Origin of the sequence: Aphanizomenon sp. UHCC 0183 (assembly GCF_009712065.1) — a bacterium.
Classification (GTDB): Bacteria; Cyanobacteriota; Cyanobacteriia; order Cyanobacteriales; family Nostocaceae; genus Dolichospermum; species Dolichospermum heterosporum.
In genome coordinates this window covers 9,440-23,957 of the sequence record NZ_VILC01000023.1, presented here as the reverse complement: position 1 = coordinate 23,957, position 14,518 = coordinate 9,440, and the positions used below count along the sequence as shown (strand labels likewise).

The 14,518-nt window shown below is 38.4% G+C and carries 1 protein-coding gene; it reads right to left on the bottom strand.

Annotated features, from left to right (window positions below; translation table 11 throughout):
- Positions 1 to 717 precede the first annotated feature (717 nt).
- Entirely contained in the window at positions 718 to 14,472 is a 13,755-nt protein-coding gene (locus FJR37_RS10375) for a LamG-like jellyroll fold domain-containing protein (protein WP_168465974.1), read from the bottom strand.
- Positions 14,473 to 14,518: the final 46 nt, after the last annotated feature.

The window sequence follows — 14,518 nt, the reverse complement described above, 5'->3', positions numbered from 1 at the left end:
CACTTTGCATATTTGGGGAATTTTGTAAATGCGTAAATCCTATGTAATATGCGTAAGGTTCCAAAATCTCATTAACAATAGTAATCTGTCAAATAAATTTTGACGGATAAAGAAGAAATGAACCACGAAGGACGGAGGGAACGAATAAAAACGGATTGAAGGTCTAAGGGAGGTCGAGGTCAAACCCTAAGTAGGCTAGACGAGCAGCGGAATCCCCTCAATTCGGGTAGGACAGACCGTAATTGGTCTGAGGTGTTCAGAACACACAAATTGGAGTACGTCAATTATACTCAACACACTCAACACGGCTTAATTAATTATTTGATTTAAGCGGGTAGTGGTAAAACAAGAGCTTAAGCTCTTGCTTTACCCCTACAAATCTAGGTTTTTCGTGATTTTATAAAAGTCCAGGTTCCAACCGTTTTGAGTATAGCTCTTGACAGACTACTAGTAGTTCGTCAAATTTATTTTGACGGGTAATGATCAGAAAAAACTTCTGTTCTTCCCTCCCCTACCCCCCTACCTCTCTTCTCCCCCTACCTCTCTTCTCCCCCTACCTCTCTTCTCCCCCTACCTCCCCTACCCTCCCTACCTCCCCTACCTCCCCCACCTCCCCTACGCCCCCTACCTCCCCTACCTCCCCCACCTCCCCCACCTCCCCCACCTCCCCTACCTCCCCTACCCCCCCTCACCCGTCATTTTCGGGTTGACAGATTACTAGATGACTTTTACCGACACAATCACATCATTAAAGTCATTATCTCCACCGCCGCGAATATCTTCAAAGCCAAAAATATTATCTGCCATGCGTCGCACATGATTAACTCCATCACTATTAGCTCCGCTATAGGCAAAATAGGTATTGCTGAAATTGGGACTGGAAGCTGAACCACCATTAGCGATGAGGATGGGAGCATAACGTACACCACCCATGAGTTGTTCATTAAAGACAGCAGTTTGTTGATTGCCTGTACTCAGAAGTATATCCAAACGATTGTTTATGGCTAATTGAGCATAGTTACTATCCTGATTTGGATTACCAGAAACCACTTTACCTTGGCTATCTAGCACCTGACCCTGTTCATTAACTCGATAGAAACCGATTAAATTATCATAGGCTGCTTCGCGGTTTACGGTAAAGCTGATGTTATGGCCTTGATGATCCAAACCAGTCAGATCAATTGTTTTATCAAGGGTTGTACCAAATACAGTTCCTTCTAAGGTGGGAGCAGCTTCGATAATTAGATCATCGTAACTGTTATCACCGTTGGTTTCCCAATTAAAAACAAGATTTGCTCCTTTATCAAGGGTTTGCAGCGCTTTGACATTTTGGGACAACACCAAAGAACTATAGTCTCCAGTGTTAAGAACGGTGGTAGCATCCCTACCTTGGATCATATATAAGCCAAAGTAGGTATTGTTATCAAACTCTCCTAATGTTCTGCTGAAGCTATTACTATCAAAACCATTAGGGTTTTTGTCCAGAATAGAGAAGATGGTTTGACTGTGTTTTAAAACTTCACTTAGATAACCTGTGCTGTTGCGATTAATGCCATTAATGCTGCCATCTGCATCAGTTTTATATAGACCGATTTCAGCCTGAGTTCTCCCGTCATGCTTGAGGAGGTTAAATTTAAGATTGGCTAAATTATCCATCACTTGGAAAATACCATTACCCCTGATTTCTAATTCAGGGTTGGCAATACTCAAAGCACTGGTATAACTATTAGCAGATTGTAATCCAAAATCAGCAAAACTCTGATTAGCATCTCTGGGAATGGATATCGCCCCTAGATTTCGTTGATAAATTTCTCCATAGTTACCCATAGATTTAATGATATTTTGGGCAAAATTAGCAGTTAAACCAAATTTTTCGCCAAGTTTGCCATTAACACCCAAAAATTCACGGATAGCAGGATTATTGCCCTTAACTAATTGATCTACATTTGCGCTGGTAATGCCTAATTCTTCGGCTTTGGTGAGGGTATCAATGATCAAATTGATCACATCTAACCAATCTGACTGATTTTCATCCACTACAAAAGCGATTGGTTCTCTTGATAATACTTGATCCAGTATCTTATGATTTTCAGGATTGGAAAAGGTACTCAGACGACTAGCAATAATCGAGCGATCGCCAATTAGAGCATCAATTTCTCCATTTTGGTAAGCATTGTAAAGATCAGTAGTGCTAGTATACTCTACCTTAGTGAAGTTAATGCCAACCAAATTATCATCTAAACCAGCGAAAGCAGTCGTATTTGCTTCTACCCCTATACGTCTGCCTGTCAGCGTCCCAAGAGAGCTAATACCGCTATCAAGACCTACTAAAATAGCTTGTCCATCAAAGAAATAAGGCTTACTAAAATCAATACCCACAGAGCCATCCCGGACTAAATTATGAGTAGTGCTATTAGAAGAAATATCCACAACACCGTTAGCCGTATTAGTTAAGCTGCTCAGTAAAAAACTGGTAGGATTACTAAAATTTAAGTGATTTGCATCGCCAAATAAAGCCACAGATAGGGCTTTGAGAATATCAATATGGAAGCCACTCCATTGATCATTTTCTTGGTAAAACAAACCTGGATATTGACTCGATGATACACCCGCGTTAATGAAACCTCGTGCTTTGATTTCTGTTAAGACATTGCGATCATTATTGTTAATTAATTCCGGTTTTTGACTGACGCTACCAGCGAAGGGTAAAGAATAGAGTAAACCATCATCAGCAAAAAGATGGTTGCGACTTCTCGATAAATCTCCAAAATTATTTTGCCAAAACTCAGCATAGTTACCCATTGTGCGAATAACTTGATTAGCAAAATCATTACTAATACCGAGAGATTGTCCTAAATTACCTTCTAAACCTAAAAAGCGTCGAATTACTGGATCATTACTATTTACCAAACTATCCAAATTAGTGGAAGTAATACCTAAAGATTCTGCTGCGATGGGTGCGGTAATTGCCCAGCGTACCACATCAGCCCAAGAAGATTCATTTTCTGGTAATACCATACTCATGGCTTGAGTAGATAGTTCTAAATCTAAGACAGAGTTACCTGTGGGTAAATCCTTAACTTGACTAGGATTGAGAACTACTGCACCAATTTGATTATTGTCATAAGCCAACCTTAATGTCTGATTATCAGCAAATTCAGCTAGTTTGTAGTTAATACCAGCGTTACCTAAAACAGCGCGGAGATTTTGGCGAGAGTCGCTATTGGCGATCACTCCGATGGTGACATTCTGTAGATCTTGAGATTGAGTGATATGACTATTATTTTTAACAACAATAACTTCACTGTCATAGAAAGTCGCGGGCGCAAAATCTATTTGATTTTCATAGGTATTGGGGAATAGATGCGCCGAAATATCTACTTGTTGAGTGGCTACTGCTGCAAAAATATCTTTTTCATCTAAGGTGACATATTGCAGTGCTTGAGAATCACCAAAGAGAGCCGCAGCTAAGGCTTTAGCTTGTTCTTTTTGCCATTGAGGAGTATTTTGAGCGATCGCAACTTTAATATAACCTCTGGTCAAAATCTTGCCTAATAAACCTTCGGATTGAGTAGGATCAACTGTTGTATGCGTCAGAGTTGCTAAACTAGGTATGTCACCTGTAGTCAGAATATTACTATTAGCAGGGAAAACAGTGGGGAAGGTTAACTCAGATACCACATCTACCACTGATTTTAAGTTTAGCAGGGCATAAATATTACCTTGATTTTGGATTAAAGCGAGGTTTTGACCATCATATTTAAGAAAACCATGAGCAAAGGTAAGTTTACTCAGATCAAAAGAGTCAAATTGTTTAGAGTCAATGACAATGCGATCGCCTTCTGCGGGATTAAAATCACTAAAGATATCAAACCCATCATTACCAGAAGTAATCACAAATTGATCTGCACCGATACCACCACTAACGACATCATCTCCTGCGCCACCAATGAGAATATCATTACCAATACCACCACTTAACCAATCATTATCGGCATTACCATTAATCAGATCATTACCAGCATCACCTTCTAGTTGGTCATTCCCAACATCACCTGTGAGTTGATCATCACCTTCTCCACCGTGAAGAATATCGTTACCTGCACCACCGTTAAGGATGTCATTGCCCGTACCTCCTTGGAGCAAATCATTACCATCTTCACCCCAAAGTTGATCTGCACCAAATTGACCAGCCATGATATCATCACCTGATCCACCGTAAAGAATATCGTTACCAAAACCACCATCAATTTTATCGTTATTCCCTAAACCAAAAATTTGATCATTACCATAGCTACCTTTTAACCATTCAGATTGATCAGTACCAGTGAGAATATCATTATTGATTGTTCCAGCTATCACTTGATCTGGTCGGAAAACTGAATTATTACCTGAATTTTCATCATCCTTGATCACGAAATAAGCTGTATTTTGATTAGGATTGATAGCAAAACCATCACCAGCATATTGAAGAGTGAGGGTAATTGATTCAGGAGATTCACTTAAAGTATCATCCAAGACTTCTAAATCAATAATCCCTGTTTTTTCATAAGGTGCTATATTTAGCTGTCCTACTGTGGGATTATACAGTAATTGATAATCTTCCCCTAAAGTTGCAGTTCCCGAAAGAGTATAAAAGATAGTTAAACCTTGTGCGGGTGCTGTCTCACCAAGATTGACAATAAACTTACCATGATGGAAAGAACTATCACCTTCTTTTAATATTCCTTCGGTGCTGATGGTGACAGTCCGCGCCTCATTTAAACCATATTGAATGAGATGATTATTCTGATTTAAAATGGCGTGGAAACTATCCATAACATCTGCGGGTTTTATTTCTTTGCTAATCACCTTTTGCATGATCGCAGGTAGATTTTCCACCAGGATCGTTTTAATGTAATTAAGGCTTGGTAAGATTAACCTTAAGTTATCTGGATGAGAAGTATCACCAACGATTTTATGAAGTTGAGCTTCAGTTTCGATCACCAAAGATGAAAATGCTGATACAATTTCATCACTAATAAGTGTGGGACTATTTTGAGTTAAGGCCTTAATTAAACTGCGGTTAACCTCTGGGTTAGTAGGATCAATACTCCCTTGATCTGCTACTACTTGGGCAATGACCTTGAATAGTTGATTTTGAACCTCAGAATCAGATAACTGGGGTTGAATTTGTTTAATAACGGCACTGCCAAATAATGACAGGTTATGAGCCATAATTTGAGCGATCGCCACATCATAACCAACCAAATTACCTTGACCAATTTCGCTATAGGCATCAAATTGATTTAGTAAAATATCGCCAAATTTGTCTAAATCAAAACTTTTCTTGATGATCGTTTCGGCTGCTGTTTCCGTTAAACCTTGCAGTATTAAACCTGTTTTCAGGGTAGTCAGAGGACTAATTTCACTACCTACCGTAGCCATAAAGGGGACTTTAACTTCTTGTCCGGTGGTGGTATCAATACCGCCTATACCTATGACTAAGGCTTCTGTATAATCTAATTTACCATCCCCATTGGTGTCATAATCGTTAAGGTTATATTGCAGATTAAAACGCCCATAATTATCGGTTGTTACGGTCGGTTCATTTTGATCTGGGATGAAATTGCCATTAATATCAAGGAAAACTTTAGCATCAGCGATCGGTCCATTAAAGGCTTTTTTAAGTGCTTTGCCTGCTTTTTTAACACCACCACTTATACCACTACCAACGGCATTTGCGATGTTTTGAAGAGACTTATTAAAAGTATTGTAGGAATCTCCAATCCCAACATCAGTGTAGAGTGATGCCGCATTACTTCCCAAATCTTTTAAAGCATTGATTCCCGTTTGACCATAATTAGCAAAGAAACTTTCGACATCCTTCGCAAAATCAATCGTGCCATTTTTGATGCCATTGTATAATTGCTCTGCATCATCAAAGAGATTAAGAAATTCTTTCTGGATTTTATCAGCTACTGCTTGAGAGGTTTCAACAATGAGGTCATCCCAAGAATTGACATTACTACTAAATGAAAAGCTAGGAATAGAGAGGTTTTTACCCCATACAGTAAAGTCAATATCTTTGATATAACCAGATATTTTGCCATCTGTACCCACTGTTAAATTTAATACCCCATCTGCTCCTAAACTTGCTAGTTTAAGAGTACCGAAATAGGGAACACTCAAGCTTAAAGGAAATTCAAAACCTAATGCTCCTGTTACACTAACACCATTTTTTCCCGCAATAACACTGATGTCTTTAGATAATATTCCAATGATTGGTGCGCCACTGCTTATAGCTGTTGTCACAGGCATTGGGGTTATAACCCAATTCAGTATAGCATAAGCAAAAGTATCAAACAGGTTAAATTTTAATCCATTTTCACTCACATCCAAGGATACACTGGATATGGTTTCTCCTAGAAAACTAATGTTGCCATTACCCATAATCACAAATTTACTGTTACTATTACCTGAATTTGGATTGGTAGTATTAACAGTTTTAAAGTTATCTATTTGAGTGATAGGAGTATAAAACTGTACTCCACTCATAATAGTATTTGAGGCTAGGGTAATATTATCAATCGCCCAAGTATCATCACCCGTATTGGTAAAATTAGTTTGTTGCCAACGGAATTGAGTATGATCAGTTTTAGCTGCATCGGGTAAAGCGATCGCTTGGTTAGTCCAATTAGTGTATGTAGTGGCGTAATTACTAGCTAATAAGGTGGTTAAAGTCGTCCAAGTTTGACCGCCATTGGTGGAATAGGAAACTAACACATCTTCCCCTGCTTCTGGTGCATCTCCTGTGGTTGATATTACATCTTCATCACCATAGGTAGAGCCTTCGTAAGTGAAAGGATTTCCCGCTGTATATTTTTGTCCAAAAACAAAGTCAAACTGTAACGCTTTTGTGTCAGTGGTATTTAAAGATTGGGTAGTAGCATAACGCTGATTTGTTTGATTTAGCTTAGAAAGATAGGTTTGGAAAGTATTAGCATAGTCATCACCCCAAGTCCCTCTTTCTTGACGGAGAAAGTCACCTGCACCATCGCCGTTGTAGTCTCCTACAATAATATTTGCCCCTTTATCATAGTTAAGCACCGATTGATATTCGGGGAGGTTGGGACTAACTATATTAAAGTAACCATCTCCCTTAGAAAGATAGATATTAAAAGTATTACTGATGTCATTATCCCAGTCACCTTTTTCTTGACGAATGAAATCAGTTTTACCATCACCGTTATAGTCTCCGGTAATGATATTTACGCCTGGATCAGACCGTAAATAATCTTGATAGGGATCTCCGGATACATTAGAACCGGGGGTAACTATATTAAAAGTACCGTTACCATTAGAGAAATAAACGTTGAAATTATTACTTACATCATTATCCCAGTCACCTTTTGCTTGACGGATGAAATCGGTTTTACCATCACCGTTATAGTCTCCGGTAATGATATTTACGCCTGGATCAAACCGCAAATTATCTTGATAGGGATCTCCAGATACATTATTAGAACCGGGGGTAACTATATTAAAAGTACCATTTCCATTAGAGAAATAAACGTTGAAAGTATTCTTTTTATCATCATCATAGCCATTTTTTTCTTGACGGATGAAATCGGTTTTACGATCACCATTAAAGTCTCCGGTAATGATATTTGCTCCTCCATCAAACTTAAGATCCTTTTGATAGACATCTCCGGAAGGAGTTATGGGGTTAAAAGTACCATTTCCATTAGACAGCCAGACGCTAAAAGTCTGATTTCCACTATCATCCCAGCCATTTTTTTCTTGACGAATAAAGTCTGTTTTACCATCGCCGTTGTAATCTCCCATAATGAGATTGACACCCGGATTACCCAGAAGGTCGGTTTGGTAATTATGACTAGTACCACTTCCAGTGTTACCAGATGGGGTAATGGCATAAAAAGTACCATCACCATTGGATAAAACTACTTGAAAGTTGGTAGAGCCACTCTTATTATCTTTATTCTGACGAATAAAGTCGGTTTTACCATCTCCATTAAAATCCCCTGTTTGAATTATCGCTGAAAAGTCATTAGCAACAGAGGACGGGTAATTAGTATTTACAGTATTAAAAGTACCATCACCTTGAGAAAGATAAGTCGTAACTAATTGGTTATCATAACTCCATTGGAATTTTTGTTGACGAAGAAAATCTGTTTTACCATCACCATTAAAGTCTCCCGTAATCAAGTTAGCAAAGGAATCTTTTAATAGAAGTTGAGATACATCTGGCAGAGGAGTGACAATTGCAAAGGGTTTACCAGTAAAATAAAGGGCTTCGCCATTATTGATGGTAGTTCCATTATTTCCTTGTGCTTTTAATACGTCTGCACCTTTGATATCCGCCCATACATTATTGGAGTTGGTGACTACACCAACATTATCAATTGCCCAATTATCTAGCACATAACTAGGTTGTGACCATTTAAACCGAGTAGATTGAGTTTGCGCTTGCTTCGGTAAGTCTATAAGGACATTATGCCAGTTTCCGCCCTCTGACTTAGAAGTAAAGCTATCCAACAATACCCAGGTATTGCCATTATCAATAGAATATTCCAGTTTAATGGCCTTATTGTCGTCTACAGTATCTCCATTGGTTGAACCATTGGCAACTGACACCTGACCACCATTTACGTTAATGGTGCTGTTACCACCTAAAATTAAACGAAAACTTAGGTTTCCACCTTGACTAAGATCATAAGGCTGTGAAATGGCATAGCGATCGCCTGTGGTATTGAAAAATTCTAACGCTCCATCTGCATCAGTATTAAGAAAGCTAGTCCCGATTTTACCACCACTAACTTTCCAATCTGTCTCTACTTGAGCATCGGTAAATAAAGCAGAAGTAGGAATAATTTGATTACTTACTCCAGTATAATTCCATTGCAGTTGAGGTGTGCTAACTCCATTTAAACTTTGTGCGTCTAATTCAACTTTATAGAGTTTTCCAGCTACTAAATCAATGGTATTTGTACCTGATTGGGTAGTAGGAGTGAAAACACTGCTATAGTCATTTTTGTAAGCTACAAGTTTACTACTCCAAGAATTTACTTGAGATTGATCAGGAGATACAACACCTCGAAAATAACCATTGTTGTGATTAGAACTTTGATCCACAATGGTTTTTAATCCTTGAGGATGATCAAAATTCCAGTAACCTACTAAGTTAGCTTCTGATCCAGTTAACTTTTGAGTAAAATTAGTTTGAGCATCTGTCGCCGTAAAATATTTATTCCAAATTGCGACTTCATCAATTTTTCCATCAAAGTATTGTTGTGCTGTTCCACGATAACCCCCAATAATCACTGGAGCATTACTATTGAAAATAGAGCGACTATAGCCATCATTCGGATTAGTATATGTTACCGAATTATCCAATTTTCCATCAACATAAAGAGTTACATTTAAGCCATCAGTGGTTGCTATAACATGATGCCATTGTTGATCGTTAAATTGACGATTACTAACTACGCTTCTGTTTCCATCAAGGACTTGAGTTGTTGTCGTATTTTTATATACATCGAAGGTAAAATCAATCTTGTTGGTAGTGCCGTTGCGCTCTAACCTCCAACCATTGTCTCCTTTGCGAATAATGGCTTGAGATGCGGTATTAAACTGATCAACTTTAATCCAGGCTTCTACCGTCATGGATTTACTTCGATCATACATCCCATCATAGTTTTCAATCTGAATATAATCACCAACTCCATCAAAATCTATGACTTTTTCAGGATTTTGCCAATTATCTATTAACTTAGTGTCATTAACAGCAAGGCGAGTACCGTAATTATTGGTAGTGTTGAAGGTGTAAGTACCAGTAACAGGTGCTTGTATCCAGCCTGTGATTTTTTGACTAGAATTACTAGCTACAGTCAGGTTTTGGAAGCTAGTTGTTAAGTCAATAGTAACGGGAGCACCTGCTAAATTAATATTATTAAAAGTTTCAACTTTTAAGCCTTGGGTAAATCCGCTTGCATAATTAGCGATCGCTCTTTCAGGAGATAACCCCACATTATAGAGGGCTACTTCATCAATTACGCCATTAAAATAGTTACCATCACCCGTAAGCCTCACAGTATCGGATAAACGGGTATCTTGTTTCATGTAACCAATACCAATATCCTCACTATGGACAGGTATGCTGGTAAAGCTGGTGGTGACAGTCCCAAATGATGCCCCATTGAGATAACCGGTTAAGTTACCTTGATCAAAACTCAAGACAACGTGATATTTATTATCTTTAACTATTTGAGTCGCTAACCATTCTCCTGCATTTCCAGACCATGCACCGAGTTTTAATTGATCACCATCGAGATAAATATTGAGACCACTTCCTGTGCCACCTTCTTCATAGATAACCTGTTTACCTGTGAGATCATCGGCTTTAAACCAAAGTTCAATACTCCGGGCGGTGGTGGCTAGAAGGTTAATATTATTATGATCGGGAATAGCAATTCCATCATTAACACCGTCAAATTTAACTCCTGTACTCCCAGCCACTAAACCAGGATTATTGAGAGTAGGACTACCTACATAAGTACCATTAACGGCAGTACCTAATATGCCGATATTCGTGGCTGTTGTGCCGCTAGATTCGTTTAAACGCCAGTGGGCAATCGCATTAGGAGTTGAAAGTGTGGGGGTTATTTGACGATATCTATCACTAACAGAGGCAATATTATTGTCCGTTAGGGAAACATTATTAATAGATTTGGGTAAACCACCGTCAAAGGTTTCACTGAGAATTTTATTTTCACGACTAGAGCGATAGCTTCGCTCGCCGTAGGCATCGCTTTGATCAATTGGTAGATAATAGGTTAAATTGGTTTCGACAGTTTTATCTAAGCGCCGATTCATATTGGCACTAATTTCTGTCTCAGTGCGGGCAGTTTTCCAAATCCGGACTTCATCCATTTTCCCAGCAAACTGATCTGTCCCAGATACCCATTGACCAATAAATAGATCACTATTAATATCAATCCCGTTGGAACTGCCGGTGAAATTAAGTTTACTGTCTAAAACTCCATCTACATAAAGTTTACCAGTATAGAAACCATCTCTAACTACTGCAATATGATGCCATGAATCATCATTAATTGCATTGATAGAACTAGCAGAGGGTTGGGTATTACCACCGGGCTGAAAGTTAAATTTTGCCTGTCCATTTTCTAGCCAAACCCGCCAATAATCTCCCGTACCAGTGCTGGTATTACTAGCACCGATTAAAGTACCATTCAGATCAGTGGTTTTAACCCATAACTCAACAGTAAAATTACTGGTGTTAAAATCAGCAAAACTAGCATCTCCGGCTTTTACTTGGACATAATCATTTACACCGTCAAATATTAAAGCTGTTTGTTCTGTTTCTCCCTCTAGAGTTAATATTTCCTTTCTGGGGAGGGGATCACTATTAACTGTTGTAGTGGTGATTGTAGCGCGATCGCCTTGATCCACAGGTAAATAATAAACTAGATTAGTTTCTGTGGCCGGATTGACTCGATTATCGCTATTAGTTTTAATTTCTGACTCTGTACGGGCAGTTTTCCAAATCCGCACCTCGTCAATTTGACCAGAAAAATAATTAGTCGCTTCACTGAAATTCAGGCTACCAATTTTTAAGGTATCGGTACTATTATCAAGATTAGTAGCCGCATAATTACTACTTTGAGTATCATTAACTCCATCAACAAAGACCTGACCAATGCCAGTAGTGCCACTACTATAATCCCAAACTACTGCTACATGATGCCATTTACCATCATTTACGGCAGTATTGCCCTTAATATAGTTATTGCCAAAGCCAACAAAATTAACTTTACCTAATTCATTAATATAAAAGGCTTTTTCTCCTTTTTCCCAAATGGTATCACCATCACTTTTAACAAGAATGCTCTCTTTTGTACCTATAGTTTTAATCCAGGCTTCAATGGTAAAGTCTTGATTAGCGAGGTTCAATCCCGTTGGTGTTGCCTGAACATAATCATTAATTCCATCTAAACTCAAGTAAGTGCGCGGTTGTCCAGCTAGGCTCAAAAATCCTTGATTATTCACACCCTCCGCTAAACTCACAGTACCATCAGCATTAACTGTAACTTGCGCTGACTGGCCTTCTTTGAGATTCCCGACAAAGAGTTTAGCATCAATGCCTAAAGTATTAAATAAATTAAGTTTAGCATCAATATCAATGCCACCTAAACCCACTTCAACAGAGGCTTTAGCTACATTCAAACCAAATAGGGTCAAAGAAGCATCGGCTGAGAGGGACAATCCAGTAGTGGAAAAGTCCAAATTGAGTTCTTTACTTTCATCTACTGTAGTAGTCTTTGGATCATCAATCCCTTCCAGGACAAACCAACCCAGACCTCCGATATCAATTTTTTCTAAAGAAAGAGAACCTTTATATACAGGGAGGCCAAATAATGAAGTAGTGGCACTATAGGAAAGCCTACCATCCCAACCCCAAGCACTAATTCCAGCATTAATGTGAGTCCCTTGATCAAAGGGTTGTCCGGCAATACTAGTGGCTTGAGGCATAAAGTAAAATAGGGGATCTAAATCCCCATCACCATCACCATCAATAGACTCTAGGGTAAGATCAAAAATTGAGTTTAGGAGATCAAATACATTCTCTACTTCGTCAAAAGTATTGCTTAATTGACCCGCCGTAAAAGAGCCGACTGGACCTAAAAATAGATCCATTGCGCTGATCGGGCGATTAAGGGTTAGTCCAAAACCGTTCTTTTGAGGATCATTAATATCAAGGGAAATAAAAGCATCGAAGTCATAGTTACCAAATCTTAAATCCCCAATAAAGCCAATAGATTTTAGTGCAGTAGGTCCAAAACCTATTTCTAGTGCTAACTGGCGAAATTCTGAATTAGGAATCCCAAAGGGGTTACGCCATCCTGATCCTAAAGTATCTAGGTTAAAATATCCTAATACACCATTTTTGGTCGGATCACTGGAAACTATTGTTTTGAAACCACCCACTAAATTTAATCCGGGTTCATTTTTTTGCACCGGATCATAACCTTGAAGGGTAATATTACCCGATAGGGCTTGAGTGGTGGTAAAGCCCATATTAATGGGGGTTAAACTGTAATCTAAACCAAATCCATTAAAATATAGTTTAAATGACTCGTCAAAATTAGGAATTTGGTAAGGAAACTCAACTACGGGCTTATCTAGCTCAAGATCGAGGTAAAGATTCAGACTTTTAGCGCCATCTGTGCCAAATCCCACTCCTGCTAGTAACTGAGAATCAAATAATTTGTCTAAATCAAATCCCACATATTTAGAAAGAAAATTTGTTATTTCCTTGGGCATGGGATTGTCAATTTCAATTGTTCCTGTCCAGTTAAATCCTTTTACATATTTCGGCTCTTTCCCTTCTTCATCAAATTTAGTGTTGTCACTACTGATTGTGTATGTCGGGTTTTTGATCGTTAGACCTCCAGGCAGATCCAAAATCGAACTCAGGGAAAGGTTTGTGGTACTGCCATCTTTATATTCAACTTTATAGATGACTTGATTAGCAACTTTTTTGTCTTTCTCGTATTTTAAGTTTCCCTCGTATTTTAAGGTTAAAATATCATCTGTATTCAGTTTGACGGAAATATTAAATCCTGTCGTTTTATCACTTTTAGCAAAATATATTTTTGGTTTATCTACTTGAATCTTAGAAAACCCATTGAGGGTAGTATTGAGGGCTTGAATTGCTGGATCTGTTGGTAGAGCGGGAAAACCTGTTTTATTTAAGGTGTTGATAAATCTTTCTACATCTATTTGATAACCGGGCAAGGAATTTGAGACATCAAACTCGATCGCAAAATTTTCGCTACGTGCGTCTATTATTAAGTTAATGAGAGTGGTGTTTGGCAGACTTTTTAAGGCATTAATCAAACCAGGGGCAGTTACACCGATGGCATCGGTAAATTGATTAGTAGCAACTGCTAACAGAGAGGTTATGGTACTAAATTGAATCCCGTTTAAGGTGATAGCCATTGTTGGCTTAGAGTTAGGGGAAATCGTGAAGTTAAAAATAGGATTGCTAAAGCTGGGATTAGTCTGAGGATCGTTAGGATTAATATTATTTTTTAAATCTTCGCCAATACTACCGGATTCACTGCCGCCAACAAAATCACCAAGTTTAAAATCATGGTTTTTTACCTCAACGCTAAAGAAATATTTTCCGTCCGCACTGAGAGGTTTTTCAGTAACGGTTGCCCCATTGATATAACTGCCTACAATGGATTTTAGTGTACCTAATAAACCGGATAACTCTTGGGGATCATAGCCAGCACCACTTTTCAAACCTCTGGTGATAATTTCTTCTAAATCTTTATCGTTAACTACACCATCGCCGTTATAGTCAACTACAGTCCAATAGTTAAGACCAGAAGCATTTTGACCAGTGGGTTTAATAACTCCGCTTATATTATTTAGATTAGACATGGTGATACCTCGGTTTTTACTTTATTGGATAATGAAAAAAATAATC